This is a genomic window from Streptomyces sp. NRRL S-37, assembly GCF_000721605.1.
Lineage (GTDB): Bacteria > Actinomycetota > Actinomycetes > Streptomycetales > Streptomycetaceae > Streptomyces.
In genome coordinates this window covers 229,120-253,773 of sequence record NZ_JOIZ01000016.1, presented here as the reverse complement: position 1 = coordinate 253,773, position 24,654 = coordinate 229,120, and the positions used below count along the sequence as shown (strand labels likewise).

General features: G+C 72.7%; 27 protein-coding genes. 8 read left to right on the top strand and 19 right to left on the bottom strand.

Going from position 1 to position 24,654, the window contains the following annotated elements; genetic code table 11:
• Positions 1-69 precede the first annotated feature (69 nt).
• Entirely contained in the window at positions 70-813 is a 744-nt protein-coding gene (locus tag IH50_RS0123725) for a TetR/AcrR family transcriptional regulator (protein WP_037872750.1), read from the bottom strand.
• A gap of 177 nt (positions 814-990) precedes the next feature.
• Between IH50_RS0123725 and IH50_RS0123720 the strand changes: the two genes are divergently transcribed.
• Positions 991-1,446 carry a nitroreductase family deazaflavin-dependent oxidoreductase gene (locus IH50_RS0123720; RefSeq protein WP_030865818.1) on the top strand — a complete coding sequence of 152 codons (456 nt, stop codon included), beginning with the start codon at positions 991-993 and terminating at the stop codon, positions 1,444-1,446.
• On the opposite strand, the gene IH50_RS0123715 is transcribed toward IH50_RS0123720, so the two are convergent.
• Positions 1,436-2,668, bottom strand: coding sequence for a geranylgeranyl reductase family protein (locus IH50_RS0123715; protein WP_030865815.1), 1,233 nt, complete (start codon positions 2,666-2,668; stop codon positions 1,436-1,438). The genes IH50_RS0123720 and IH50_RS0123715 overlap by 11 nt on opposite strands.
• A gap of 195 nt (positions 2,669-2,863) precedes the next feature.
• Between IH50_RS0123715 and IH50_RS0123710 the strand changes: the two genes are divergently transcribed.
• Both IH50_RS0123710 and IH50_RS0123705 read left to right on the top strand, forming a co-directional pair.
• Positions 2,864-4,225 (top strand): dipeptidase, encoded by a 1,362-nt coding sequence (locus tag IH50_RS0123710; RefSeq protein ID WP_030865812.1) that lies wholly within the window; start codon positions 2,864-2,866, stop codon positions 4,223-4,225.
• A gap of 79 nt (positions 4,226-4,304) precedes the next feature.
• On the top strand, positions 4,305-5,069 hold the full coding sequence (locus IH50_RS0123705) for an MBL fold metallo-hydrolase (protein WP_051767423.1): 765 nt from the start codon (positions 4,305-4,307) through the stop codon (positions 5,067-5,069).
• 9 nt (positions 5,070-5,078) lie between these two features.
• Here IH50_RS0123705 and IH50_RS0123700 read toward each other — a convergent pair whose 3' ends face one another.
• The 3 genes from IH50_RS0123700 to IH50_RS0123690 form a co-directional block, all read right to left on the bottom strand.
• Complete coding sequence (locus IH50_RS0123700) at positions 5,079-6,119, bottom strand: NUDIX hydrolase (protein WP_030865807.1); 1,041 nt, start codon at positions 6,117-6,119, stop codon at positions 5,079-5,081.
• Between the two features lie 150 nt (positions 6,120-6,269).
• Complete coding sequence (locus tag IH50_RS0123695; RefSeq protein ID WP_030865805.1) at positions 6,270-6,461, bottom strand: hypothetical protein; 192 nt, start codon at positions 6,459-6,461, stop codon at positions 6,270-6,272.
• A 78-nt stretch (positions 6,462-6,539) separates the two neighbouring features.
• Complete coding sequence (locus IH50_RS0123690; RefSeq protein ID WP_030865803.1) at positions 6,540-7,493, bottom strand: ROK family protein; 954 nt, start codon at positions 7,491-7,493, stop codon at positions 6,540-6,542.
• A gap of 197 nt (positions 7,494-7,690) precedes the next feature.
• Here IH50_RS0123690 and IH50_RS0123685 point away from each other — a divergent pair, with 197 nt between their 5' ends.
• Together IH50_RS0123685 and IH50_RS0123680 are read left to right on the top strand one after the other, a co-directional pair.
• Positions 7,691-8,785 carry a LacI family DNA-binding transcriptional regulator gene (locus IH50_RS0123685; RefSeq protein WP_199822124.1) on the top strand — a complete coding sequence of 365 codons (1,095 nt, stop codon included), beginning with the start codon at positions 7,691-7,693 and terminating at the stop codon, positions 8,783-8,785.
• A 7-nt stretch (positions 8,786-8,792) separates the two neighbouring features.
• Complete coding sequence (locus IH50_RS0123680; RefSeq protein WP_030865798.1) at positions 8,793-9,608, top strand: hypothetical protein; 816 nt, start codon at positions 8,793-8,795, stop codon at positions 9,606-9,608.
• Positions 9,609-9,612: 4 nt separating this feature from the next.
• Here IH50_RS0123680 and IH50_RS0123675 read toward each other — a convergent pair whose 3' ends face one another.
• The 7 genes from IH50_RS0123675 to IH50_RS0123645 all read right to left on the bottom strand — a co-directional run bounded on the left by IH50_RS0123675 (position 9,613) and on the right by IH50_RS0123645 (position 15,046).
• Positions 9,613-9,831, bottom strand: a complete 219-nt coding sequence (locus IH50_RS0123675; RefSeq protein ID WP_030865797.1) for a helix-turn-helix domain-containing protein — start codon at positions 9,829-9,831, stop codon at positions 9,613-9,615.
• Positions 9,831-10,328 carry a DUF2975 domain-containing protein gene (locus tag IH50_RS0123670; protein WP_030865794.1) on the bottom strand — a complete coding sequence of 166 codons (498 nt, stop codon included), beginning with the start codon at positions 10,326-10,328 and terminating at the stop codon, positions 9,831-9,833. Before IH50_RS0123670 ends, IH50_RS0123675 begins: the two co-directional genes overlap by 1 nt.
• A 74-nt stretch (positions 10,329-10,402) precedes the next feature.
• Positions 10,403-11,674, bottom strand: coding sequence for a DUF6986 family protein (locus IH50_RS0123665; RefSeq protein ID WP_030865793.1), 1,272 nt, complete (start codon positions 11,672-11,674; stop codon positions 10,403-10,405).
• 276 nt (positions 11,675-11,950) lie between these two features.
• The gene (locus tag IH50_RS0123660) at positions 11,951-12,913 is read right to left on the bottom strand and encodes an electron transfer flavoprotein subunit alpha/FixB family protein (RefSeq protein ID WP_030865790.1); all 963 of its coding nucleotides are present in this window, start codon (positions 12,911-12,913) and stop codon (positions 11,951-11,953) included.
• Positions 12,914-13,004: 91 nt separating this feature from the next.
• A complete protein-coding gene (locus IH50_RS0123655; RefSeq protein WP_030865789.1) occupies positions 13,005-13,793 on the bottom strand; it encodes an electron transfer flavoprotein subunit beta/FixA family protein in 789 nt (262 codons plus the stop codon).
• A gap of 220 nt (positions 13,794-14,013) precedes the next feature.
• Positions 14,014-14,523 carry a flavin reductase family protein gene (locus IH50_RS0123650; RefSeq protein ID WP_030865787.1) on the bottom strand — a complete coding sequence of 170 codons (510 nt, stop codon included), beginning with the start codon at positions 14,521-14,523 and terminating at the stop codon, positions 14,014-14,016.
• 217 nt (positions 14,524-14,740) lie between these two features.
• Entirely contained in the window at positions 14,741-15,046 is a 306-nt protein-coding gene (locus IH50_RS0123645) for a TlpA family protein disulfide reductase (protein ID WP_078914083.1), read from the bottom strand.
• Positions 15,047-15,336: 290 nt separating this feature from the next.
• On the opposite strand from IH50_RS0123645, the gene IH50_RS0123640 reads away from it, so the two are divergent.
• Positions 15,337-16,065: a lysophospholipid acyltransferase family protein gene (locus IH50_RS0123640; RefSeq protein WP_030865782.1), complete on the top strand. Its 729-nt coding sequence runs from the start codon at positions 15,337-15,339 to the stop codon at positions 16,063-16,065.
• A 335-nt stretch (positions 16,066-16,400) separates the two neighbouring features.
• On the opposite strand, the gene IH50_RS0123635 is transcribed toward IH50_RS0123640, so the two are convergent.
• The 4 genes from IH50_RS0123635 to IH50_RS0123620 form a co-directional block, all read right to left on the bottom strand.
• A complete protein-coding gene (locus IH50_RS0123635) occupies positions 16,401-16,994 on the bottom strand; it encodes a transglutaminase domain-containing protein (RefSeq protein ID WP_030865780.1) in 594 nt (197 codons plus the stop codon).
• Positions 16,995-17,069: 75 nt separating this feature from the next.
• The gene (locus tag IH50_RS0123630) at positions 17,070-18,140 is read right to left on the bottom strand and encodes a threonine aldolase family protein (protein ID WP_030865778.1); all 1,071 of its coding nucleotides are present in this window, start codon (positions 18,138-18,140) and stop codon (positions 17,070-17,072) included.
• Positions 18,137-18,883 (bottom strand): SDR family oxidoreductase, encoded by a 747-nt coding sequence (locus IH50_RS0123625; protein ID WP_030865773.1) that lies wholly within the window; start codon positions 18,881-18,883, stop codon positions 18,137-18,139. The genes IH50_RS0123630 and IH50_RS0123625 overlap by 4 nt, the downstream gene beginning before the upstream one ends.
• A 38-nt stretch (positions 18,884-18,921) precedes the next feature.
• Positions 18,922-20,319: a DUF6421 family protein gene (locus IH50_RS0123620; RefSeq protein WP_030865769.1), complete on the bottom strand. Its 1,398-nt coding sequence runs from the start codon at positions 20,317-20,319 to the stop codon at positions 18,922-18,924.
• 253 nt (positions 20,320-20,572) lie between these two features.
• On the opposite strand from IH50_RS0123620, the gene IH50_RS0123615 reads away from it, so the two are divergent.
• Positions 20,573-21,256 carry a glycerophosphodiester phosphodiesterase gene (locus tag IH50_RS0123615; protein WP_030865766.1) on the top strand — a complete coding sequence of 228 codons (684 nt, stop codon included), beginning with the start codon at positions 20,573-20,575 and terminating at the stop codon, positions 21,254-21,256.
• 4 nt (positions 21,257-21,260) lie between these two features.
• Here the strand turns inward: IH50_RS0123615 and IH50_RS0123610 are convergent, their stop codons facing one another.
• Entirely contained in the window at positions 21,261-21,803 is a 543-nt protein-coding gene (locus IH50_RS0123610) for a GNAT family N-acetyltransferase (RefSeq protein WP_030865764.1), read from the bottom strand.
• A gap of 82 nt (positions 21,804-21,885) precedes the next feature.
• Between IH50_RS0123610 and IH50_RS0123605 the strand changes: the two genes are divergently transcribed.
• A complete protein-coding gene (locus IH50_RS0123605; protein ID WP_030865761.1) occupies positions 21,886-22,290 on the top strand; it encodes a VOC family protein in 405 nt (134 codons plus the stop codon).
• 101 nt (positions 22,291-22,391) lie between these two features.
• On the opposite strand, the gene IH50_RS0123600 is transcribed toward IH50_RS0123605, so the two are convergent.
• Positions 22,392-22,973 carry a MarR family winged helix-turn-helix transcriptional regulator gene (locus IH50_RS0123600; RefSeq protein ID WP_030865758.1) on the bottom strand — a complete coding sequence of 194 codons (582 nt, stop codon included), beginning with the start codon at positions 22,971-22,973 and terminating at the stop codon, positions 22,392-22,394.
• Positions 22,970-24,652: an FUSC family protein gene (locus IH50_RS0123595; RefSeq protein WP_030865753.1), complete on the bottom strand. Its 1,683-nt coding sequence runs from the start codon at positions 24,650-24,652 to the stop codon at positions 22,970-22,972. Before IH50_RS0123595 ends, IH50_RS0123600 begins: the two co-directional genes overlap by 4 nt.
• Positions 24,653-24,654: the final 2 nt, after the last annotated feature.

Below are 24,654 nucleotides of genomic sequence, written 5' to 3'. Positions count from 1 at the left end.
CGGTGCGGCGTCGGCCCGGCGTGGTGATCACGCGTACTCCCGGCGGAGTACGTCCGTCCGCCCGGCCTCCTACGACGGCCCGACGGCGGGTCCGCCCGGTGCGGCCAGGGGACCCTGCTGCTGGTGCACCAGCCCCACGGAGTGCGCGAGCTGCCCCACCGCATGGCGGAAGAACGTGTCGCGGTCCTCCACCACCCGGTTGAACTGCCCGAACAGCTCGAACCCGATCAGCCCGAACAACTGGGCCCAGGCGGCCACCATCGTCACCACCACCTCGGGCGGCAGGTCGGGGGCGAGGTCGGCGGCCATGCGCACGGCCTCGGGCCTCAGCTCGGCCGGCAGCGGGGGTTTGGCGAGGCCGAGGCCCTGGTGCGCCTCGCGGAGGATGCCGATGATGACGAGGGCGGAGCGGGCGGCGGCCGGCACGGTCGTCTCGGGCGCGGTGTAGCCGGGCACCGGTGTGCCGTAGATCAGCGCGTACTCGTGCGGGTGCCCGAGCGCCCAGCGGCGCACGCCCTCGCACACGGCGGTCCACCGCCGCACCGGTCCGACGTCGGCGGCCGCGTCCCGGGCCTCTTCGGCCGCCGCGCCGAGGGAGTCGTAGGCGTCGATGATGAGCGCGGTCAGCAGGTCGTCGCGGCTGGGGAAGTAGCGGTAGAGCGCGGAGGAGGCCATGCCGAGCTCGCGGGCGACGGCCCGCAGCGAGAGCTTGACGGCGCCCTCCTTCGCGAGCTGGCTGCGGGCCTCTTCCTTGATGGCCGCGGTGACTTCGATCCTGGCCCGGGCACGGGCGCCATGTGCGGTGCTGCTCATGCGGACCAGTGTTCCATGAATCCAGAGCAGTGCACACAAACAAGAGCGGTGAACGCATACGAGAGCAGTGCTCTTGCTTTGCCGCACCGGCATCGTGCAGACTGAAGGCACACCGCGAGAGCAGCGCTCACAAAAGAGAGCGCCGCTCTCACCACCGCTTCGACCCGGGAGTCACCGATGTCACCGTCCGCGCCGTACTACCTCAAAGGCAGCCCCCTGGCCATCCGGTTCAACAGCGTCATCGGCTGGCTGGCCCGGCACGGCGTCAGCCTCGCCGGAACCGCGGAGATGTCCGTCCGCGGCCGCAAGAGCGGACAGATGCAGCGCATCCCGGTCAACCCGCACACCCACGACGGCGAGCGGTACCTGGTCTCGGCGCGCGGTCACTCCCAGTGGGTGCGCAACATGCGCGCCGCCGGCGGCGGGGAGCTGCGCGTGGGACGCAAGGTCCGCGCCTTCACGGCCGTGGAGCTTCCCGACGAGGAGAAGCTCCCGATCCTGCGGACCTACCTGGAGAAGTGGGGCTGGGAGGTGAACCAGTACTTCCAGGGGGTCACCGCCCGGTCCTCCGACGAGGAGATCGCCGCGGCCGCCCAGGACCACCCGGTCTTCCGGATCACCGTCAGGAGCTGACCTCGTCACCCGCGGGACGCCGGTCCAGCGCCATCAGCGCGCGGTGCGCCAACGGGTGGGTGCGGACCAGCTCGCCGAGCGTCGTCGAGCCCTGCGTGATGTCCTTGAACGCCTTCCAGGCCGGGCGGAAACCGGTGAGGACCGCGTGGAACACCCCCGGACGCCGCTCGAACGCCGCCAGCATCCGCTTGCCGACGCTCATCTCCACGCCGAGCCCCGCCTTGACGGCGAAGGCGTAGTTCAGCGCCTGCCGGCGCGTGTCCACCGCGTCGTGCGCCTCGGCGATCCGCACCGCCCACTCCCCCGCCAGCCGGCCCGAGCGCAGCGCGAAGGAGATGCCCTCGCGGGTCCACGGCTCCAGCAGCCCCGCCGCGTCCCCGCACACCAGCACCCGCCCCCGCGACAGCGGCGAGTCGTCGGCGCGGCAGCGGGTCAAGTGGCCGGAGGAGATGCTCGGTTCGAAGCCGGCGAGGCCGAGCCGCCCGATGAAGTCCTCCAAGTAGCGCTTGGTCGCCGCGCCTTCGCCCCGCCGCGAGATCACACCGACGGTGAGCGTGTCCCCCTTGGGGAAGACCCAGCCGTAACTGCCGGGCATCGGGCCCCAGTCGATGAGCACCCGCCCCTTCCAGTCCTCGGCGACCGTCTCCGGCACCGGGATCTCCGCCTCCAGGCCCAGGTCGACCTGGTCCAGCTTGACGCCGACGTGGGCCCCTATGCGGCCGGCGCTGCCGTCCGCGCCGACCACGGCCCGCGCGAGCACCGTCTCGCCGCCCTGCAGGACGACGGCGACCGTGCGCCGGTCCGGTACGGCCGAGCCGTGCTGCTCCACCCGCTGCACGGCGACGCCGGTGCGCAGCTCGGCACCCGCCTTCTGCGCGTGCTCCACGAGCTGCTGGTCGAACTCGGGCCGGTTGATCAGCCCGAACAGCATCTGCCGGGAGCGGCGGGTGCGGCTGAAGCGGCCGTTGTGGGAGAACGTCACCGCGTGCACCCGGTCCTTGAACGGCAGCTCGAAGCCGGGAGGGAGCGAATCGCGGGAGGGGCCGATGATGCCGCCGCCGCACGTTTTGTAGCGCGGCAGCTCCGCCTTCTCCAGCAACAGCACGCGCCGTCCCGCGACCGCCGCCGCGTAGGCGGCCGAGGCCCCCGCGGGTCCCGCGCCCACCACGACGACGTCCCACACCTGCTGTACGTCGTCCGCCGAAGAGTTCTCGCTGCTCACGATGGTCTACTGCTCCCGATCCAGCCGCCTGCCGCTGATGTCCTCCCGCATCCTACGGCGGCGATCACCTCGGGCCACTGTGGGAGGATCGGCGGCGTGGGTGCCCCGTACACGGGTCCTCACGCACACCGCGCGATCATCTCGTACGAAGATGTCCGCGGAAGTTCCAACGTCGCACCCACAAGGAGCGTGCCCATGTCGTCGAATCCGGTCGCCGCGACCGTCGCCTCGCTGATGCCCAGGGCGAAGGAGGAGCTCGCCGAGCTGGTGGCCTTCAAGTCGGTGGCGGACTTCGGCCAGTTCCCGCGCGAGGAGAGCGAGGGTGCCGCGCGCTGGATCGCGGACGCGCTCACCGCCGAGGGCTTCCAGGACGTGGCGCTGCTCGACACCCCGGACGGCACGCAGTCGGTGTACGGCTGTCTGCCGGGCCCGGAGGGCGCGAAGACCGTGCTGCTGTACGCGCACTACGACGTGCAGCCGCCGCTGGACGAGGCCGGCTGGGCCACCCCGCCGTTCGAGCTGACCGAGCGCGACGGTCGCTGGTACGGGCGCGGGGCCGCCGACTGCAAGGGCGGCGTGATCATGCACCTGCTGGCGCTGCGCGCGCTGAAGGCGAACGGCGGCGTCCCCGTGCACGTCAAGGTGATCGTCGAGGGTTCGGAGGAGCAGGGCACCGGCGGCCTGGAGCGGTACGCCGAGGAGCACCCCGACCTGCTGACGGCCGACACCATCGTGATCGGCGACGCGGGCAACTTCCGCGCCGGTCTGCCGACGGTCACCTCCACCCTGCGCGGCATGACGCTCGTCCGGGTGCGGATCGACACCCTGGAGGGCAACCTGCACTCCGGCCAGTTCGGCGGGGCCGCGCCGGACGCGCTGGCCGCGCTGGTGCGCGTACTGGACTCGCTGCGCGCCGAGGACGGCTCCACCACCGTCGACGGGCTGGCCGGCGACGAGACGTGGGACGGACTGCGGTACGACGACGAGCAGTTCCGCAAGGACGCCAAGGTGCTGGACGGTGTGGAGCTGATCGGTTCCGGCACGGTCGCCGACCGCATCTGGGCGCGCCCCGCGGTGACCGTGCTCGGCATCGACTGCCCGCCGGTGGTCGGCGCCACGCCGTCGGTGCAGGCGAGCGCCCGCGCGCTGATCAGCCTGCGGGTGCCGCCGGGCGTCGACGCGGCCGAGGCGACGAGGCTCCTGTGTGCGCACGTGGAGGCGCACACGCCGTGGGGTGCGCGGGTGAGCACCGAACAGATCGGCCAGGGGCAGGCGTTCCGCGCGGACACCACCAGCCCGGCCTACCAGGCCATGGCCGACGCGATGGCGGTCGCGTACCCGGGCCAGGAGATGCAGTACGCCGGCCAGGGCGGCTCGATCCCTCTGTGCAACACCCTCGCCGCCCTCTACCCGAAGGCGGAGATCCTGCTCATCGGCCTGAGCGAGCCGGAGGCCCAGATCCACGCGGTGAACGAGAGCGTCTCCCCCGACGAACTCGAGCGGCTGTCGGTCACGGAGGCGCTGTTCCTGCGCACCTACGCGTCCGGCGCGAACTGACGCCGAGGGGAGCGGTCCGCCGCTCTGCCGACAGCAGAGTCCCCGTCCGCGGGCGGGGGCTTCGCCCTACGGTCGTCCCATGGACGTCGTAGAGCTCCACCCCCGCCTCCATCTCCTGCGCTTCCCCGTCGGTCAGGCGTACCTCTGGCGCGACGGCGGGGAAGGGCACGAGGAGGGGCTGACGCTGATCGACGCGGGGCCGGCGGGTTCCGGGGCGGCGATCGCCAAGGCCGTGACCGCGCTCGGCCGGCACCCACGGGACGTACGCCGCGTGGTGCTCACCCACTTCCACGAGGACCACGCCGGCGGGGCGGCCGAGGTGGCGGCGCTCACCGGTGCCGAGGTGCTGGCCCACCGGCTGGACGCACCGCACGTACGCGGTGAGGTTCCGGGTCCGCCCCCGGTGTTCGAGGAGTGGGAGCGGCCCCTGCACGAGCGGGCGGCGCGGCTTCTCCCTCCGGGAGACTTCGAACGCCCGGCCAGGGTCGTGGAGCTGTCGGACGGCGACGTCCTCGACGTGGGCGGCGGGGCGCACGTCGTGCACGTGCCGGGACACACGCTCGGCAGCGTCGCGCTGCACCTGCCCCGGTACGGCGTGCTGTTCACCGGCGACACGGTGGCCGCCTCGCCCGTGGACGGCACCGTGATGCCGGGCGTGTTCAACCTCGACCGGCGGCAGGTCCTCGCCGCCTGTCACCGGCTGGCCGCTCTCGACGCGGAGGTGGCCTGCTTCGGCCACGGCGAACCGGTGACCGAAGGCGCGGCCCGGGCACTGCGTGCGGCGGTGGACCGGGCGGACAGGGGCGCGGCGGAAGCCGGCGGAGCGGGCCGGGTCCCGGACTGACCGACGGCCTCAGCCGACCGGCACCCCGGCCTCCAGGTACATCGCCTTCCCGCGTTCCCGTGCCCGCAGCGCTCTGCGCAGCCGTTCGTAGCGGACCGGGGGCAGCAGATCGGCGGCCTCGGCCTCGGAGGCGAAGCGCCAGCCGCGCAGTTCCGGGCCGGGCAGCAGGAGGCGTCCGGCGGCCGCGGAGTCGAGACGGCCGCCGTCGAAGAGCAGCCGCAGGCCGCCGAATCCGGGCGGCGCGGGCGGCTCCCAGTCGACGACGAGGAGCGCCGGTACGTCGTCGAGGCGGATCCCGGTCTCCTCGGCGACCTCGCGCATGCCCGCCCGCGCGGGAGCCTCACCACGTTCCACGACCCCGCCCGGGAACTCCCAGCCCGGCTTGTAGGTCGGGTCGACGAGCAGCACCCGGTCCTGCTCGTCGAAGAGCAGCACCCCGGCGGCGACCGTCTCGGCGGTGGGCTCGGGTGTCTGCACGATGTCGCAGGCCGGCGCCTCCCCGCTGCCGACCGCCTCGGCTATCCGCAGGGCGGTCTCGTAGGGGCTGAGGGTTCCGCTGTCGACCGGGTAGGCGTCGGCGGTGAGCCAGGCGGCGAGGGCCGCCTTGTACGGCTCGATGTGGTCGTACGACCATTGCCGGACGCGTATCTCTCCGTCGGGGAGGTCCGCCGGGAACTCACGGGCGGCTATGCGCTCGCGCAGGATCGTTTCCGCCGGGGCGAGGAGGACATGCCTCACCGGTATGCGCCGGGCGGCGAGCCCGCCGAAGATCTCGTCGCGGTACTCCTGGCGCAGCAGGGTCATGGGGACCACGAGGGTCCCGCCGAGCTCGGCGAGCATCGCGGCCGCCGTGTCGATCACGAGTCGTCGCCAGATCGGGAGGTCCTGGAAATCGCCGACCTCGGCGAGGCACTTGGGCGGGAGCAACCGTTCCAGTGCTCCGCCGATGACCTCGGGGTCGAAGAGCGTGCTGTTCGGGATCAGCTCGATCAGTTCGTGCGCGGTGGTGGTCTTTCCCGCACCGAACGCGCCGTTGACCCAGACGATCACGTTTCCCCCTCTTCTGTTGGCCCCCTGTGGCTTGCCCGCTCCACCCTGCCACGGAAACCAGATCCGGGAGAGAACGCACGAGAACGGCACCGGCGCCCCTGTGGTCCCAGGGGCCGCCGGCGCCGTACGGCCGTGCCGTGAGGGGTCCTGTCAGGCCTTGGTGCCCCGGTCGACGTCCAGGTCCAGGGTGTTGTCCTCGGCGACGGTCCGGTCGAGGGTGCCGAGGGTGTCGTCGACGCCGAGCGGGGCGGCACCGTCGGCGACCGCGTGCGACGGGGTGACGGCCGCGACGACGAAACCGGTGGCGAGGGAGGCGAGGGCCAGCATGCTGCGCTTCTTCATACCCGCCACAACGGCCGGAACGGCCCCGAGGTCACGCGCGCGGTTCCCGGGCCCCGGCCGCCCGCCGTCCCGCGGTCCTCAGACCCCCGCCACCGCCGTGTCCGTCCTGCCCGCCAGCGCCGCCGCCGCCGCGCCCACCAGGCCCGCGTCCGTGCCCATCCGGGCCGGGGCCACGGCGAGGCGCTGGACGAAGGACAGGGTGGCGTACTCGGTGAGGGCCTTGCGGAGGGGGGCGAAGAGGACCTCGCCCGCCTTGCCCACGCCCCCGCCGATCACGGCGATGTCGATCTCGACGAGTGTCGCGGTGGCCGCGATCCCGGCGGCCAGCGCCCTGGCCGCCCGCTCGAAGGACGCCACGGCCACCGGGTCCCCGGCGCGGGCAGCGGCGGCCACCGCGGCGGCGGAGGTGTCTCCGTCCGGGCCCGGACGCCAGCCGTCGTCCAGGGCGCGGCGGGCGATGTTGGGGCCGCTCGCGATGCGCTCCACGCAGCCGCGCGAACCGCACGGGCACAGGTCGCCGTCGAGGTCCACGCTGATGTGGCCGATGTGGCCGGCGTTGCCGGTGGGCCCGGGGTGCAGCCGGCCGCCGAGCACCAGGCCGCCGCCGACCCCGGTCGAGACGACCATGCACAGCGCGTTGTCGTGGCCGCGGGCGGCGCCCTGCCAGTGTTCGGCGGCCGTGATCGCCACTCCGTCGCCGATCAGCTCCACGGGCAGGCCCCCGGCCGCCTCCCGGACCCGGGCGACGAGCGGGTAGCCGCGCCAGCCGGGCACGTTGACCGGGCTCACCGTGCCGGCGGAGGCGTCCACGGGGCCGGCGCTGCCGATGCCCACCGCGCCGGCGTGGTGCCACAGCGGGGACGCGGTGAGCTCACCGAGCACCGCCTCGACCGCCCGCATCACGGTCTCACCGTTCTCCCGCGCGGGCGTCGGCCGCTGGGCACGGACCAGGATCCGGCCCTGGCCGTCCACCAGCGCGCCCGCGATCTTGGTGCCGCCGATGTCGAGCGCGGCCACGAGGTCGGTGTGCATCAGTGTCGGATCTCCCCGTTGAAGCATCAGAAAATCGCCGAGAACGACCATGTGCGAGCACGAGGCAACACATGGAGCACGAGCAACGGTCCGGTCGTACGGCGAGGTGTGGGCCGGAGTGTGCGTTGGACAGTGTCTCCCGAGCCTGACAACGTTGTCCAGGCTCTATGCTCGACGCCACATCCTCATACAAGCCCATGGACCTATCTCATCCCGTGGCCGACAGGACAGGACACCGCACCGTGCCGGAGACGACCCGCCGCACCGACCGCGTCCCAGGGACCCGTTACGGCAACCGTCCGACGATGAAGGACGTGGCCGCGCGCGCCGGCGTCGGGCTCAAGACGGTCTCCCGTGTGGTCAACGGCGAGCCAGGTGTCACACCGGAGACGGAGCGCCGTGTCCAGGAGGCGATCGACGCGCTCGCCTTCCGCCGCAACGACAGCGCCCGCGTGCTGCGCAAGGGCCGCACCGCCAGCATCGGTCTGGTCCTGGAGGATCTCGCGGACCCGTTCTACGGGCCGCTGAGCCGGGCGGTCGAGGAGGTGGCCCGCGCGCACGGCGCCCTGCTGATCAACGGCTCCAGCGCGGAGGACGCCGACCGCGAGCAGGAACTGGTGCTGGCGCTGTGCGCCCGGCGGGTGGACGGTCTGGTGGTGATCCCGGCCGGGGACGACCACCGCTATCTGGATCCGGAGATCAAGGCGGGCGTCGCCACCGTCTTCGTGGACCGTCCGGCCGGGCGCATCGACGCGGACGTCGTCGTGTCGGACAACTTCGGCGGCGCCCACGACGGCGTGAGCCACCTGATTGCGCACGGTCATCGCAGGATCGGCTTCATCGGCGACATGCCCCGCATCCACACCGCGGCCGAGCGGCTGCGCGGCTACCGGACCGCCATGGAGGACGCGGGGATAACGGTGGCGGACTCCTGGATGTCGCTGGGCATCACCGACCCGGAGCGGGTGCGCCGGGCGGCCGAGGAGATGCTCTCCGGACCGGACCCGGTCACCGCGATCTTCACGGGCAACAACCGGGTGACGGTCACCGTGATCCGGGTCCTGGCCGGGCACACCCGCCGGGTCGCCCTGGTCGGCTTCGACGACATCGAACTCGCCGACCTGCTCCAGCCCGGTCTCACGGTCGTCGCCCAGGACGCGGCGGCCCTCGGCCGGACCGCGGCCGAGCGGCTCTTCCGCCAGCTGGACGGCACCCTGCTCACCCCGGAACGCATCGAGCTCCCCACCCGGCTGATCACCCGCGGCTCCGGCGAGCTGCCCCCGGCGGACTGAGCGGGCGGTGCCGTCGGAGGAGGACCGCACCCTGCGGGCGCTGGGGCTGGAGAAGGCCCCACGCGAGCACCCGCTGCTGTATCCGGGCGCCTGGCCGCGGGATTCGGGGCTGCTCGACGGAAACCGGCTGCTGCCGCTGGACCGCCTGGTGTACGAGGACCGCGTGCCCGTGCTCGCGGTCGGCTCCAACGCCTGTCCCGGTCAGCTGCGGCACAAGATGGCCGAGTCCGGGGTCATCACACCGGTGCCCATGGTGCGGACGCGGGTGACGGGCGTCGGCATCGGTGTCTCGGCGCACGTCAGCCGTATGGGCTATGTGTCCCACTCGCCGGTCCGCGCCCCGGGGACGGTGCGGGAGCTGTTCGTCCTCTGGCTCGACGCCCGGCAGCTCGCGGTGGTCGACGCGAGCGAGGGCGCACCGCGGCCGGACGGCAACTTCCACCGTGCCTGGCTGCCCGCACCCGATGTGCGCGTCGAACTCGCCGACGGCTCCGTGCTCCCCGGCGCGTACGCGTACGTGAACCGCCACGGTGTGCTGCACGACGGCACCGGTGTCCCGCGCGCCCATCCGGGCCAGCGGGCGCTGCTCACCGATCTGCTCGCGCACGTGCCCGGACTGCGGGAGCTGTTCGGCGCCTCCCCCGAGGAGTTCTGCGCGCGGGCCCGCGCCGACCTCCGGCTGTGTGCGCGGGGCACCCGGCTGTTCGCCGAGGAGGGGCTGGTGACGGTCTGCGGCCTGGAGCGGTATGCGGGGTCCGGGCGGTACGGACGTCCTGGCACCGGCGCGTCACCGGCACCGCTGCCGAGGCGGGGGCACGGGTGACGGGTCAGGGCCGGGTGTCGTCGGGTTCCCAGCGCAGCAGGTCGCCCGGCTGGCACTCGAGCACGTCGCAGAGCGCGGCGAGGGTCGTGAAGCGCACCGCCTTGGCGCGGCCGTTCTTGAGCACCGCCAGATTGGCCGGTGTGATGCCGACGCGTTCGGCGAGTTCACCCACGGACATCTTCCGCTTGGCCAGCATCACGTCGATGTCGACGGCGATCGGCATCAGATCACCTCGGCCAGTTCGGCCCGCATCCGCGTCGCCTCGACGTCGCGCGCGACGGCCTGCGCCAGCAGCATCCGCAGGACGAGCACGACCAGGGCGATGCCCAGGATCGCCAGACCGGCCCCGCCCAGCAGTGCCACGATGCCGGGGGCCACGGCCTCGCCGGGCGCGAGGAGCGCTCCGAGCGCGAACACCAGCAGCGCCGCGGCGACGAACGCGCCGATGACGGTGTGCACGTAGCGGAAGGCGGCGTGGGAGAAGACGGTCCCGCGCCGCGCCATCGTCACCAGCCGCCAGACGCAGACCAGGACGACCTGGGCCGTCATGACCCCGAGGACCACGACGAGGAGGAGCGGGACGCGCAGGTACGAGTACTCCGCGTCCAGCCCTTCGAGGTCGCTCGCCATCAGCGGCACCATCACCGCCTGGATCCCCAGGGAACCCGCCAGCAGCGTCACCATCACGATGCGCAACGCGACCACGGTCAGCCGTCCCATCGCTCCTCCTCGAATCGAATCACGATGGAAAACTATCGAAATTCGATAGGTGGGGCAAGCGGGTGCGACCAGGACTACCGTGCGAGGACCTCCAGGTCGGCGCGGGACAGCGAGGTCGGGCGCGCCACCTCGGCGGCGCCCAGGGCGCCGCAGTCCAGGCCGCGCAGCAGGTGTCCGGCGAGGGCCTTGGCGGTGGCGGGTTCGTCCATGATGTCGCCGCCGGCCCGGTCGGCGTACCGGGCGAGGCGGGCGGCGGCCTGCGCGAAGCCCTCGCGGTAGAAGGCGAAGACGGCCGCGTAGCGGGTGGGGAGGTGGCCGGGGTGCATGTCCCAGCCCTGGTAGTAGGCGCGGGCGAGGGCGCGGCGGGTGAGGCCGTAGTGCAGCCGCCAGGCGTCGTGGACCCGCTCCGTGGGGCCGACGGGCAGCACGTTGGTGGAACCGTCCGAGAGGCGTACGCCGGTGCCCGCGGCGGCGACCTGCATGACGGCCTTGGCGTGGTCGGCGGCCGGGTGGTCGCTCGCCTGGTGCGCGGCGGAGACGCCGAGGCAGGCGCTGTAGTCGTAGGTGCCGTAGTGCAGCCCGGTGGCGCGGCCCCCGGCGGCCTGGATCATGCGGGCGACGGTGGCGGTGCCGTCGGCGGCGAGGACGGCCTGGCTGGTCTCGATCTGGATCTCGAAGCCGATCCGGCCGGGTTCGAGGCCGCGCGCCTCCTCGAAGGCGCCGAGGAGGCGGGCCATGGCGGTGACCTGCTCGGGGTACGTGACCTTGGGCAGGGTCAGGACCAGCCCGTCGGGCAGGCCGCCGGCCTCCGTGAGACCGGTGAGGAAGATGTCGAGGGTGCGGATGCCCCGGTCGCGGACGGCGGCCTCCAGGCACTTCACGCGGATGCCCATGTACGGAGCCGCGGTGCCGGCCGCGTACGCCTCGGCGATCAGCCGGGCCGCACGGGCCGCGGCCTCGTCCTCCTCGGCGTCGGGGCGCCTGCCGTAGCCGTCCTCGAAGTCGACACGCAGGTCTTCCACCGGCTCGCGCTCCAGTTTGGCGCGGACGCGGCCGTACACGTCCTCGGCCAGGTCGTCGCCGAGCCCGAGGACGGCGGCGAAGGAGGCGGCGTCCGGGGCGTGTTCGTCGAGCGCGGCGAGGGCCCGGTCGCCCCAGGTGCGGAGGGTGCCGGCGGCGAAGACGTCACCGGGGACGTAGACGGTGTGGACGGGCTGACGGGTGCCGGGGTCTCCGGGGTAGCGGCGCTCCAGTTCGGCGTCGACCGGTGCGAGGGAGGCGCCGATCTCCTCGGTGACGGCGCCCGCGAGACTTGTCGCCACCCGCTCCTGCCGCCCCTGGCCCATCCCACACCCTCCCGAATTCCGCAATACGGAATCAACAATCCGTTGAATGAAGTTATCGGGCCTCCCTCCCCCGGTCAACACCCGTCCTGCGCCCCGGGTCCGCTCCCCCGCCTCCTCACGCTCACGCCCGTCCGGCACCGTCCGCCCGTGCCGGAGCGCCTCCGCCGCTCTCCCGTTCTCCAGTACAGCACCGGCCCGGGCGTCCTTCCCCGGCGGTGACGCGCCGAGGCCCCCGCGACCGGAGCGGTCGCGGGGGCCTCGTACGGCTCGGGGTGATCAGCCCTTGCGGGTCTTGATCTCCTCGGTGAGCTGCGGCACGACGTCGAACAGGTCGCCGACGACGCCGTAGTCGACCAGGTCGAAGATCGGGGCCTCGGCGTCCTTGTTGACGGCCACGATGGTCTTCGAGGTCTGCATGCCGGCGCGGTGCTGGATCGCACCGGAGATGCCGGAGGCGATGTAGAGCTGCGGCGAGACCGACTTGCCGGTCTGGCCGACCTGGTTGGTGTGCGGGTACCAGCCGGCGTCGACGGCGGCGCGCGAGGCACCGACGGCCGCGCCGAGCGAGTCGGCGAGCGCCTCGATGATCGCGAAGTTCTCCGCGCCGTTGACACCGCGGCCACCGGAGACCACGATCGCGGCCTCGGTCAGCTCCGGACGGCCCGTCGACTCGCGCGGCGTGCGGCCGGTGACCTTGGTGCCGGTCGCCTGCGCGGAGAAGGTCACCGACAGGGCTTCGACCGCGCCCGCGGCCGGGGCGGCCTCCACGGCGGCCGAGTTCGGCTTGACCGTGATGACCGGGGTGCCCTTGGAGACACGGGACTTGGTGGTGTAACCGGCGGCGAACACCGACTGGGTGGCCACCGGGCCCTCGTCGCCGGCCTCCAGGTCGACGGCGTCGGTGATGACGCCCGAACCGAGACGCAGCGCCAGGCGGGCGGCGATCTCCTTGCCCTCGGCGGAGGACGGGACCAGGACGGCGGCCGGGGAGACGGCCCCGACGGCGGCCTGCAGCGCGTCCACCTTCGGGACCACCAGGTAGTCGGCGTACTCGGCGGCATCGTCGGTGAGGACCTTCACCGCGCCGTGCTCGGCGAGCGCGGCGGCGGTGTCACCGGCCCCGTTGCCCAGCGCGACGGCGACGGGCTCGCCGATGCGGCGGGCCAGGGTCAGCAGCTCCAGGGTGGGCTTGCGGACGGCACCGTCCACGTGGTCGACGTAGACGAGAACTTCAGCCATGGGACTTCTTCTCTCCTGCTTGCGAAGTGTGAGGGGCGGGAAGCGAGTTGAGCCTCGCGGCTCAGACGAACCTCTGGCTCGCGAGGCCGTGTCAGACGAACTTTCGCTCCGCGAGGAAGGCGGCGAGCTGCTTACCGCCCTCGCCCTCGTCCTTGACGATCGTGCCGGCGGTGCGGGCCGGACGCTCGGCCGCCGACTCGACGACCGTGTAGGCGCCCTCCAGGCCGACCTCGTCCTCGTCGATGTCGAGGTCGGACAGGTCCCAGGACTGAACCGGCTTCTTCTTGGCCGCCATGATGCCCTTGAAGGACGGGTAACGGGCCTCGCCCGACTGGTCGGTGACCGACACCACGGCCGGCAGCGAGGCCTCGAGCCGCTCGGAGGCGGTGTCACCGTCGCGGCGGCCCTTGACCGTGCCGTCCTCGACGGACACCTCGGACAGCAGGGTCACCTGCGGCACACCCAGACGCTCCGCCAGCAGCGCCGGCACGACGCCCATGGTGCCGTCGGTGGAGGCCATGCCGGAGACGACCAGGTCGTAGCCGGCCTTCTCGATCGCCTTGGCCAGGACCAGGGAGGTGCCGATGGCGTCGGTGCCGTGCAGGTCGTCGTCCTCGACGTGGATCGCCTTGTCCGCGCCCATGGACAGCGCCTTGCGCAGGGCGTCCTTGGCGTCCTCGGGGCCCACCGTCAGGACGGTGATCTCCACGTCGTCGTCGGAGTTCTCCGAGATCTGCAGCGCCTGCTCGACCGCGTACTCGTCCAGTTCGGAGAGCAGACCGTCCACGTCGTCACGGTCGACGGTCAGGTCATCGGCGAAGTGCCGGTCGCCGGTGGCGTCGGGCACGTACTTCACGGTGACAACGATCCTCAAGCTCACGCCGGCTCTCCTACTGCATCGTCATTTCTGGCTGCCTGCCTGCACAGGCAGCATAGGCGCCTGAAGCGGGCGGTCCCGGCCGGGGCGGCCCGCGCTCCGACCGAAATATTACTCGTCAGTACACCCAGTTCTTTCCCGCTAAGCAAGCGCTTTGAACTGTGACCTTCGCAACGCAGCGTAACCGGAACTCGACGGGTCCGCGACCAGGGGGAGCCCCGCCTCAGTCGCGCAGGCCGCTGAAGCGTCCCTGGTGGTAGAGGAGCGGACGGCCGCGGCCGGTGGGGTCGCCGAGCAGGACCTCGGCGATCACGATCCGGTGGTCCCCGGCGGGCACCCGGGCCACCACCTCGCACACCATCCAGGCCGGGACGTCGTCCAGCACCGGAACCCCCTCCGGCCCCTCCTGCCAGGCGGTGGCCGGACCGAAGCGGTCGGCGCCGCTGCGCGCGAAGGTCTCCGCCAGCTCCCGCTGGTGCTCCCCGAGGACGTGCACGCCGACGTGGCCGCCCGTCGCGATCGCCGGCCAGCTGGAGCTCCCGGTACCGATGCCGAAGGAGAGCATCGGGGGCTCGGCGGAGACGGAGGCGAGGGAGGTGGCGGTGAAGCCGACCGGTCCGCGGTGGCCGCGCGCGGTGATCACGGCGACGCCCGCCGCGTGCCTGCGGAAGACGGAGCGCAACAGCTCGGGCGAGGCGGGCCGGGCGGTGCCCGGGCCGGACGTGGCCGTCATGAGAACGTCCTTCCGCGGGAGGTGACGAACGGGTTCGCGGCTGCTCACCGGCCCGGTCGGCGCACACGCGCGGCGCGGGCGGCGACCGCCGGGCGGCCGGGTACCCGCCGGAGGCGAAGGAGTTCCGAAGGCATGGGGTCAGGCTGACGACGGGTGGCACGCACAGTCAAGTCGCTCCCGTGATGTGGGAGATGCCTCACCACGGCCCGGCCGGCCCTCACAGGGCCTCCCCGAGCGCGGCAATCACATCGGCCTTGCGCGGCTGTCCGGTCGCGCGCCGTACGATCCGGCCTGCCGCGTCGAGGACCAGCACCGTCGGCGTCCTCACGATCCCCAGACGGCGTACGAGGTCCAGACGGGCCTCGGCGTCGATCTCCACGTGGGCCACACCCGGCACCAGCGCGGCCACCTCGGCGAGCACCCTCCGGGTCGCCCGGCAGGGCGCGCAGAAGGCACTGGAGAACTGCACCAGGGTGGCGCGCTCCCCCAGTCCGGCCTCCGGCCCGGCCCACGGTTCCGGCATGCCGGGCCGTCCTCCGTCGTCCCCGTCCCGCACTCGCGCACTCCTCTCACGGATCACCCGTCGACGATGTCCAGCACCGCCGGGGGCGCGGGCATTCCCGCCCGTACGCACAAAGTCCGAGGTGGATCAAGGGGTGGACGTGACGAGAATCTCGCCGACGACAGGCACCAGGGCTGGTTCACCGGCCGTTCTTCGGGCACCATCTGCGACAAGCCGTAAAACCTACGGCTGCGTAACTTCGACTGGGAGCCTCCTTCCCAGGCAGAGAAGGAAAGGTTTCCGACCCGCCCATGGCAGAACTCGTCTACCGGCCCGTCGTCGGTTTCGCCCGCACCTTGTTCAAGGCGTGGGACCTCAAGATCGACTGCCAGGGGTCGGAGAACATACCGCGCTCGGGCGGCGCCGTGCTGGTGAGCAATCACATCAGCTACCTGGACTTCGTCTTCAACGGCCTGGCGGCGCTCCCCCAGAAACGACTCGTCCGTTTCATGGCGAAGGAGTCCGTCTTCCGGCACCGGATCTCCGGTCCGCTGATGCGCGGCATGAAGCACATCCCGGTGGACCGCGAGCGGGGCGAGGCGGCGTACGAGCACGCGCTGCGGTCGCTGCGGTCGGGGGAGATCGTGGGCGTCTTCCCGGAGGCGACGATCTCCCAGTCGTTCACGCTGAAGAGCTTCAAGTCGGGTGCCGCGCGCCTGGCCCAGGAGGCCGGCGTGCCGCTGGTCCCGATGGCGTTGTGGGGCACGCAGCGGCTGTGGACGAAGGGACACCCGCGCAACTTCGGGCGCAGCCACACCCCGATCACCATCCGCGTGGGCGAGGCGATCGAGGCGTCCAGGGACAAGTACGCGGGCGCGCTCACCCGGCAGCTGCGCGAGCGTGTGCAGGAACTGCTGGAGGCGGCGCAGCGGGCCTATCCGGTGCGCCCCAAGGGCCCGGACGACACCTGGTGGATGCCGGCCCACCTCGGCGGCACGGCCCCGACCCCGGAACAGGTCCGCGAGGCCGAGGCACGCTGACACCACCGCGGCCGGCCGCGCCGCATCTGCCCGCTCTCCGCGGGCAGTCGTGCCGCAGGGCGATGGGGGTCCCTCCGCTCGAGCGAAGCCGAGAGTGGGGGAGGGTGGGCGCGACGGCACCCCGTCAGCGCCGGGCTGCGCTGTTCCTCCCGGCCCGCACCAACACCGCCGGCGCTTGCTGGGTGCCGCTGCGCCCACCCGTGCCGCCCTGGGGGTACCTCCCAGGCCCTTAAGGCACTGGGGGAGGCACGACTGCCCGCAGCTACGGCAGTACGTCGGTGCGACTGCCCGCAGCTACGGCAGTACGTCGGTGCGACTGCCCGCAGCTACGGCGGTTACGGCAGGCTGCTCTCGTCTCCCAGTACGGTGGGGAGCGTCCGCCACAGGTGCGGGCGGTCGGGGGCGGACCTCAGGGCGTTCAGTACGACCGGGTGCGGCGCGGCGTACAGGACCGGGTGGTCGGTCTCGCCGGACGCCGGATCGGGAGCGAAGGCCAGCCGCTCGCCGTCCAGGGAGAACCGCGCGTCCACCCCGGGCTTGTTGCCCCGCGGGTCCTGCCGGTGCCAGGTACCGCGGAACCGCACGGCGACCAGGCCGTGCACGACGCCGAGATTCTGGTAGCACAGCGCGGTCGGGATGTCCTCGGCCCGCAGCAGCGCGGCCAGCGCGTGGGCCTTGGCGTAGCAGACGCCGGTGCGCTGCTCCAGGACGTCGGAGGCGCGCCAGGTGACCCGGGGATCGCCGGAGTCCTGGGAGTGCGGGATGGTGTCGCGCACGAACTCGAAGGCCACCCGCGCATATTCATACGAGTCGGCCACTCCTGCGGCAAGCCGCGCCGCCGTCTCGCGGACCAGCGGATGGTGATGGTCGATCGCCTCGTCGGCGACCAGATAGGCGGAGAGGTCCGGGTTTTCCTGGATCAGCTGCATGCCGTCAGAGCATAAGTACGCGACCGACCGGCAGTCAATGCATTTCCGGTCGACCGCATACCTATGCATGCACCGCTAGCGGGCCATCTCCTCCTTGAGTGCGGCCACGAACACGTCCACGTCGTCCTCGGTGGTGTCGAAGGCGCACATCCAGCGGACGTCGCCGGCCGCCTCGTCCCAGAAGTAGAAGCGGAACCGCTTCTGCAGGCGTTCGCTCACGTCGTGCGGCAGCCGTGCGAAGACCGCGTTGGCCTGGACCGGGTAGAGGATCTCCACGCCGTGCACGGCGCGCACGCCCTCGGCCAGGCGCTGGGCCATCTCGTTGGCGTGCCGGGCGCTGCGCAGCCACAGGTCACGGGCGAGCAGGGCCTCCAGCTGCACCGAGACGAAGCGCATCTTGGACGCGAGCTGCATGGACAGCTTGCGCAGGTGCCTCAGGTGCCGGATGCCGTCCGGGTTCAGCACCACGACCGCCTCGCCGAACAGGGCGCCGTTCTTGGTGCCGCCCAGCGAGAGCAGGTCGACGCCGACCGCGTTGGTGAAGGTGCGCAGCGGCACGTCCAGCGTGGCGGCGGCGTTGGCCAGCCGGGAGCCGTCGACGTGCACCTTCATGCCGTGCGCGTGGGCGTGCTCGCAGATGGCGCGGATCTCGTCCGGGGTGTACACGGTGCCCAGCTCGGTGGTCTGGGCTATGGAGACCACCTGCGGCATCGCGCGGTGCTCGTCGTCCCAGCCGTACGCCTGCCGGTCGATCAGCTCGGGGGTGAGCTTGCCGTCCGGGGTGGGCACGGTGAGCAGCTTGATGCCGCCGACCCGCTCCGGGGCGCCGCCCTCGTCCACGTTGATGTGGGCGCTCTCGGCGCAGATCACCGCGCCCCAGCGGTCGGTGACCGCCTGGAGCGCGACGACGTTGGCACCGGTGCCGTTGAACACCGGGAACGCCTCGGCGGTGGGGCCGAAGTGGCTGCGGATCACCTGCTGGAGGTTCTCGGTGTACGCGTCCTCGCCGTACGCGACCTGGTGCCCGCCGTTGGCCAGGGCCAGGGCGGCGAGCACCTCCGGGTGGACCCCGGCGTAGTTGTCGCTGGCGAAACCGCGGACGTCCGGGTCGTGATGACGACGCGCGTCGGTCCTCGGTGGGTTCACGGCTTCTCGGTCAGCCACAGACGGTTTCCGTTCACTTCCGCGGCGGGCTTGTCCCAGACGCCGACGATGGCCTCGGCCAGGTCCTTGACGTCCGTGAAGCCCGCGAACTTCGCGTTGGGGCGGTCGGCGCGCATCGCGTCGTGCACCAGCGCCTTCACCACCAGGATCGCAGCCGCCGACGTCGGCCCCCGCTCACCCCCGGCCTTGCGGAAGTAGTCGGCCATGGCCAGCGTCCACGCCTCGGCGGCGGCCTTGCCGGCGGCGTAGGCGGCGTTGCCCGCGGTGGGCCTGGTGGCGCCGGCCGCGCTGATCAGGACGTACCGGCCGCGGTCGCTGCGCTGGAGCGCCTCGTGGAAGGCGAGGGAGGTGTGCTGCACGGTGCGCACCAGCAGCAGCTCCAGGAAGTCCCAGTCGTCCAGGCTGGTCTTGGTGAAGGTCTCGCTGCCGCGCCAGCCGCCGACGAGGTGGACCAGGCCGTCGATCCGGCCGAACTCCTTCTCGGTGCGGGCGGCCCACTCGCGGGTGGAGTGCAGGTCGAGCAGGTCGACCGTGTCACCGGTGACGGTGGCGCCGCCGTGCGCGTAGCGCGCCGCGTCCACGGCCTCCGCCAGCCGCTCCGGGTCGTTGTCCGAGCCGACGACGGTCGCCCCCGCCTCGGCCAGCCTGAGCAGTGCCGCCCGGCCCGCGGGTCCCCCCGCTCCGGCCACCGCGATCACCGCACCGTCGAGCGCCCCGTTCCCCATGGTTCCCGCCTCCTGAGCAGTTGTGGTCCGGCGATCGCTCACGCGGCGACCCGCTCGGCACCGTCCGCCGTGATGCCCTTGGTCGAGGCGATCACGTTCTTCAGCTTCTTGGACAGTGCCTCATAGAACATGCTCAGCGGAAACTCGTCCGGAAGCACGTCGTCGACGAGCTTGCGCGGCGGCTGCGTCAGGTCGAGGGCGTCAGGGCCCTTGGCCCACGTGGAGCCCGGGTGCGGGGAGAGGTAGGAGGAGACCAGCTCGTACCCGGCGAACCAGTGGACGAGCTTGGGGCGGTCGATGCCGTCGCGGTACAGCGTCTCGATCTCGGCGCACAGCTGGTTGGTGACCCGCGGGGCGCGCTCCCAGTCGATGGAGAGCTTGTTGTCGGTCCAGCGGACGACATCGTGCTTGTGCAGGTAGGCGAAGAGGAGCTGGCCGCCGAGGCCGTCGTAGTTGCGTACGCGCGCGCCGGTGACGGGGAAGCGGAACATCCGGTCGAAGAGCACCGCGACCTGCACGTCACGGGCCTGCGGGACGCCGTCGCCGGCCAGCTTCACGGCCTCCTTGAAGGCGGTGAGGTCACAGCGCAGCTCCTCCAGGCCGTACATCCAGAACGGCTGGCGCTGCTTGATCATGAACGGGTCGAACGGCAGGTCGCCGTGGCTGTGGGTGCGGTCGTGGACCATGTCCCAGAGCACGAACGCCTCTTCGCAGCGCTTCTGGTCGTGCACCATCGCGGCGACGTCCTCGGGCAGCTCCAGGCCCAGGACGTCGACCGCGGCCTCGGTGACCCGCCGGAAGCGGGCGGCTTCGCGGTCGCAGAAGATGCCGCCCCAGGTGAAGCGCTCGGGGGCCTCGCGCACGGCGATGGTCTCGGGGAAGAGGACCGCGGAGTTGGTGTCGTAGCCCGCGGTGAAGTCCTCGAAGGTGATGCCGCAGAACAGCGGGTTGTCGTAGCGGGTGCGCTCCAGTTCGGCCAGCCAGTCGGGCCAGACCATGCGCAGGACGACCGCCTCGAGGTTGCGGTCGGGGTTGCCGTTCTGCGTGTACATCGGGAAGACCACCAGGTGCTGGAGGCCGTCCACGCGGTTCGCGGCCGGCTGGAAGGCCAGCAGCGAGTCGAGGAAGTCGGGCACCTCGAAGCCGCCCTCGGCCCAGCGGGCCAGGTCCTCGGCCAGGGCCTCGTGGTAGGCGCGGTCGTGCGGGAGCAGCGGGGAGAGCTCTTCGACGGCACCGGTCACGGTGCGCACCGCGCGCTCGGCGTCGGCGCGGTCCGGGGCTCCGTCGGCGTCGAAGTCGATCGAGCCGTCCTTGGACTGCCAGGGCCGGATCCGCTCCACGGCATCCTTGAGCACGGGCCATGCCGGGTGCTCCACCACCCTGGTCGCCGGAGGAACCTGTCCCTCGGCACCCACCTGCACAAGAATTTCCGTCATGTCCCATCCTCCACAGGAGAACCTCGCGTAAGAGGACCGTATACATATGGGGTTTCTCCCAGCAAGGGACACCTCAGGAAATTATCCTGCCTCACCCCGGGCTTCACCGCATTTTTTCCTGTGTGCCACCGGGGTGGGCGGCGGTGTCTGCGATCCGGGTTCAGCCTCTGGACGCGGCGGGCACAGGCGATACGGTCCAGGAGGGCCGTAGGGACGCGGCCCCCCGCCGCCGTCGACGGAAGCGAGTCGGATCTTGAACTTCCTCACCATCGGTCACCGCGGAGTCATGGGTGTCGAGCCCGAGAACACCCTCCGGTCCTTCGTCGCCGCCCAGGAGGCGGGACTCGACGTCATCGAACTCGACCTGCACCTGAGCAAGGACGGCGCGCTCGTCGTCATGCACGACACGGAGGTGGACCGCACCACGGACGGCACGGGCGCGATCGCCGACAAGACCCTCGCCGAGCTGCGTGCCCTGGACGCCGGGCGGGGCGAGCGGGTTCCCGTCTTCGAGGAGGTGCTCGACGCCGTCCGGGCGCCGCTCCAGGCCGAGATCAAGGACGTCCAGGCCGCCCGCGCCCTGGCCGAGGTGATGAACGGACGGGACCTGGCCGAGCGGGTCGAGGTGTCCTCGTTCCACGACGAGGCGATCGCGGAGACCGCCCGCCTGGTGCCCGGCGTCCGTACGGCGCTCATCGCGAGCCGGTACGACACCGGCATCGTGGAGCGGGCGGTCGCGGCCGGGGCATCGACCGTCTGTCTCGACATCCGCCGGCTCACCCTGGAGACCGTGGAGCAGGCGCGGAAGGCCGGGCTGCGGATCATCGGCTGGGTGGTGAACACCCAGGACCACCTCAGACTGGTGCGGGCCCTGGGACTCGACGGTGCCACCACCGACTACCCGGAGATCAAGCGCACCGGCCGCTTCACGGCGTGAGCCGTCAGACCAGCTCCTTCACCAGCAGCTCGAACTCCAGGTCGTCCCGCTGCGGAATGCCGAAGCGCTCGTCGCCGTACGGGAAGGGCGTCATCCGTCCCGTACGGCGGTAGCCGCGCCGCTCGTACCAGGCGATCAGGTCCTCCCGCACGGAGATCACCGTCATGTGCATCTCGCTCACGCCCCAGGTCTCACGGGCCTGGCGTTCCGCCTCCGCGATGACCGTCCTGCCGAGTCCGGCGCCCTGGAGGGCGGGGCTGACCGCGAACATCCCGAAGTAGGCGTGCGCGCCGCGGTGTTCCAGCTGGCAGCAGGCGACCACGCGCCCGGCGCGCTCCACCGTGAGCAGCCTGCTGTCCGGCGCCTTGATGACCTCCAGCACGCCCTCCGGGTCGGTCCGCTGCCCCTGGAGGATGTCCGCCTCGGTGGTCCACCCTGCCCTGCTGGACTCGCCCCGGTACGCCGACTGGATCAGCGCGACGAGGGCGTCCACGTCGGCGTCGGTCGCGTCGCGGAAGGTCAGTGCGGTGTCGGTGGCGGATTCCATGGGCATGTCTCCGGTTCTCCTGGGCGCCTTCCGGCGTGGCTCGGGCGGGAACGAGACTAACCCGGCCACTACGCTCGGCCGCATGGTGCACGTACTGAGCAGCCGCGTCCTGCTCCGCCCCACCGACCCCGACCGCTCCCGCGCCTTCTACGGGGAGCGGCTGGGCCTCGCCGTCCACCGCGAGTTCGGCACCGGACCGGAACGCGGCACCGTCTACTTCCTCGGCGGGGGGTTCCTGGAACTCTCGGGCCGCGCGGAGCCCTCCTCGCCGCCGTCCTCGTCCCCGGACGTACGGCTGTGGCTCCAGGTCGAGGACATCGCGGCCGCGCACGAGGAACTGGCGGCCGGGGGCGTCGACATCGTCCGTCCGCCGGTGCTGGAGCCGTGGGGCCTGCTGGAGATGTGGATCGCCGACCCGGACGGCACACCGATCGTGCTGGTCGAGATCCCGGCCGAGCACCCGCTGCGCTACCGGCCGGGCGTCTAGGCGGCATGCGCCCGGCCCCGGCCGGTTCCGGGCCGGGGCCCGGGGCCGGGCTCGGCGTGCCGGGAGGGACGGAAGGTGAGCCGGGGGCGGGTCCGCGGCCGTCACGCCCGCAGCGCGCCCAGGCGTCCTTCCAGCTGGCCGAGCAGCTCGCCGAGCAGGGTGGCGAGCTCGCCGAGCTCCGGGCCGTCCAGACCGGACAGGACGGCGGTCTCGTAGGCGAGCTGCGCGGGCAGGATGCCGTCGACCAGGTCGCGTCCGGAGTCGGTGAGGCGGACGTGGGCGACCCTGCGGTCACGGGTGTCGCCGCGGCGTTCCACCAGTCCGCGTTCGGTGAGCTGCTTGAGGCGTTTGGTGACGGCGGCGCCCGAGGAGAAGGTCTCGCGGGCCAGCTCGCTGGGTGTCAGTTCGTGGCCGGTGCGGCGCAGCGCGCCCAGCAGGTCGAACTCCGGGCGGGTCAGTCCGGCGCGGCGCAGCGGGGCGTCCTCCGCCTGCTGGAGGAGGGCGGCGCAGCGGTTGATGCGGCCGATGACCTCCATGGGGCCGGTGTCGAGGCCGGGGTGGACGGCCCGCCACTGCCGGACCACGGCGGCGACGGTGTCGCCCCGCGAGCGGCCGGGCGCGTCCCCGTCGGCCGTCTCCGGTTGCTCGCCGCCGGCCGCCGCCGGTCCCTCGGTCGCCGTCATGGCCGTACGTCCTCCGTGTTCGTGCCCGTGCCGGGGTCCGGGAGCAGTCCCTGGCGTCGTACCGTCGCCGCGAGCGTACGGTGTCCCGACTGCTCGGCGAGCACGACCCGCTCCTGGGCCGGTGCGCGCTGCCACCACTCGCCGGACGCGGCGTCGGCGGCGGCCCGCAGGTCGACCAGGGCGGCGGCGAGGTCGCGGCGGGCCGCGTCCAGGACGGCGGGGGCGGGCCGGGGCCCGGCCAGGAGGCGCGCGGCGTGTTCGCGTGCCCGGTCGGCCGTGGTGAGCGCCCGCTCCACGCGGTCGCCCGCCCGCCGGTTGGTGACGGCCACGGCGGCGGCGAAGCCGACCAGGGCACCGACGAGGGTGTCCACCGCGCGCTCGGTGATCAGGTCGCCGGGCCGCTGGTAACCGGCGAACTCGGTGACGAGCAGCGCGAGCGGGGTCACGCAGACGGTGCCGAGCCAGTAGTTGCGGCCGATGAGCGCCTCGGCGCCGAAGTTGCACAGCAGGCAGCAGAGCACGAGGGCGAGCGGGCCGAGGTGGGCGACGGGGACGAGGGCGGCGAAGAGCAGCACGCCGACCAGGTTGCCGGCGACGCGCTGGACGGCCCGGTTCCAGGTGAGGGTGACGTTGGCCTGGTAGAGCGAGGCCGCGGTGACCAGGGCCCAGTAGGGGCGGCCGATGCCGAGGGCGAGGGAGGCGTAGCCGGCGAGGGCGCAGCCGAGGGCGGTGCGGACGGCGATCGGGGTGAGCGGGCCGAGCCTGGTCCACAGGGGGCGTGGCGGGGTGGCGCGCTCGGCGGCCACCCCGAGGAGTTCGGCGGCGTCCGCGCGGGGGTCGTCGGTGCGCGGGACGGCGCCGGTGCCGCGCAGTGCGCCGGCCCAGGCGCGCAGGCGTTCGGGGTCGGCGTCGGCGGGCGCGGCGAGCGCGACCTCCGCGCGGACGACGAGCCGTTCGAGGGCGCGGCGGGTGGCGGAGGGCCGGTCGCCGGTGGAGAGCAGGGACTGCCAGGCGGCCTGCACGGCGGCGTAGGCGGCGGCGCGGGCCCCGGTGTGACCGTCGCCGGTGCCGCCGGTCCCGGCGTACGCGGCGGCGGCGTTCAGCGCCTGGGCGGTGGCGCGGCGCTCGGGGCCGTGCGGCCGGAGCGGGGCGGGTGCCATGCCCACCAGGTAGGCCCAGACACCGGCCGCGGCGGCGAGCGCGAGATGGCCGGGGACCTGTCCGAGGGTCTGCGGCACGAACAGCGAGGCGGAGCTGACGAAGGTGAGGATCACATGGCCGGGCGGGCCGACGCGGGTGGCGTCGCACAGCGCCTTCTGCACGGCGGCCAGGACGGCGCCGACGGTGACCAGGACCACGGCGTTCCGGGTGAGGGAGGCGGCGGCCAGGGAGACGGCGAGGCCGCCGAGCATGCCGAGCACCACCCACGCCAGCACCCTGGCCCGGGCGGCGTACGGGCGGTTGTGGGCGTAGAGGGCGCACAGGGATCCCGCCATGGTGTACATCGCGAGGTCGAGCCGGCCCAGGGCCACCAGGAGCAGGCTGGGCGGCGCGACCGCGGCGACCACGCTGAGGGCCGGCTTGAACCAGATGTCGGAGGGCCGCCCGAGGCGCAGCGCGGCGGCGAGCGGGAGGCGCCGGGCCGCCCGCGGGGTGGAGGTGGGGGGAGTCCTGCTCATGG

Excerpts from the sequence above, each read along its gene's own strand:
- IH50_RS0123675 (WP_030865797.1), bottom strand. The coding sequence starts at position 9,831 with ATGCCGATCGCCGTCGACATCGACGTGATGCTGGCCAAGCGGAAGATG.
- IH50_RS0123695 (WP_030865805.1), bottom strand. The coding sequence starts at position 6,461 with ATGAAGAAGCGCAGCATGCTGGCCCTCGCCTCCCTCGCCACCGGTTTC.
- IH50_RS0123650 (WP_030865787.1), bottom strand. The coding sequence starts at position 14,523 with ATGACGGCCACGTCCGGCCCGGGCACCGCCCGGCCCGCCTCGCCCGAG.
- IH50_RS0123690 (WP_030865803.1), bottom strand. The coding sequence starts at position 7,493 with ATGCACACCGACCTCGTGGCCGCGCTCGACATCGGCGGCACCAAGATC.
- IH50_RS0123710 (WP_030865812.1), top strand. The coding sequence starts at position 2,864 with ATGTCGTCGAATCCGGTCGCCGCGACCGTCGCCTCGCTGATGCCCAGG.
- IH50_RS0123705 (WP_051767423.1), top strand. The coding sequence starts at position 4,305 with ATGGACGTCGTAGAGCTCCACCCCCGCCTCCATCTCCTGCGCTTCCCC.
- IH50_RS0123625 (WP_030865773.1), bottom strand. The coding sequence starts at position 18,883 with ATGGGGAACGGGGCGCTCGACGGTGCGGTGATCGCGGTGGCCGGAGCG.
- IH50_RS0123600 (WP_030865758.1), bottom strand. The coding sequence starts at position 22,973 with ATGACGGCGACCGAGGGACCGGCGGCGGCCGGCGGCGAGCAACCGGAG.
- IH50_RS0123605 (WP_030865761.1), top strand. The coding sequence starts at position 21,886 with ATGGTGCACGTACTGAGCAGCCGCGTCCTGCTCCGCCCCACCGACCCC.
- IH50_RS0123725 (WP_037872750.1), bottom strand. The coding sequence starts at position 813 with ATGAGCAGCACCGCACATGGCGCCCGTGCCCGGGCCAGGATCGAAGTC.
- IH50_RS0123645 (WP_078914083.1), bottom strand. The coding sequence starts at position 15,046 with ATGCCGGAACCGTGGGCCGGGCCGGAGGCCGGACTGGGGGAGCGCGCC.
- IH50_RS0123670 (WP_030865794.1), bottom strand. The coding sequence starts at position 10,328 with ATGGGACGGCTGACCGTGGTCGCGTTGCGCATCGTGATGGTGACGCTG.
- IH50_RS0123635 (WP_030865780.1), bottom strand. The coding sequence starts at position 16,994 with ATGCAGCTGATCCAGGAAAACCCGGACCTCTCCGCCTATCTGGTCGCC.
- IH50_RS0123685 (WP_199822124.1), top strand. The coding sequence starts at position 7,691 with ATGGACCTATCTCATCCCGTGGCCGACAGGACAGGACACCGCACCGTG.
- IH50_RS0123610 (WP_030865764.1), bottom strand. The coding sequence starts at position 21,803 with ATGGAATCCGCCACCGACACCGCACTGACCTTCCGCGACGCGACCGAC.
- IH50_RS0123640 (WP_030865782.1), top strand. The coding sequence starts at position 15,337 with ATGGCAGAACTCGTCTACCGGCCCGTCGTCGGTTTCGCCCGCACCTTG.
- IH50_RS0123660 (WP_030865790.1), bottom strand. The coding sequence starts at position 12,913 with ATGGCTGAAGTTCTCGTCTACGTCGACCACGTGGACGGTGCCGTCCGC.
- IH50_RS0123720 (WP_030865818.1), top strand. The coding sequence starts at position 991 with ATGTCACCGTCCGCGCCGTACTACCTCAAAGGCAGCCCCCTGGCCATC.
- IH50_RS0123620 (WP_030865769.1), bottom strand. The coding sequence starts at position 20,319 with ATGACGGAAATTCTTGTGCAGGTGGGTGCCGAGGGACAGGTTCCTCCG.
- IH50_RS0123665 (WP_030865793.1), bottom strand. The coding sequence starts at position 11,674 with ATGGGCCAGGGGCGGCAGGAGCGGGTGGCGACAAGTCTCGCGGGCGCC.
- IH50_RS0123595 (WP_030865753.1), bottom strand. The coding sequence starts at position 24,652 with ATGAGCAGGACTCCCCCCACCTCCACCCCGCGGGCGGCCCGGCGCCTC.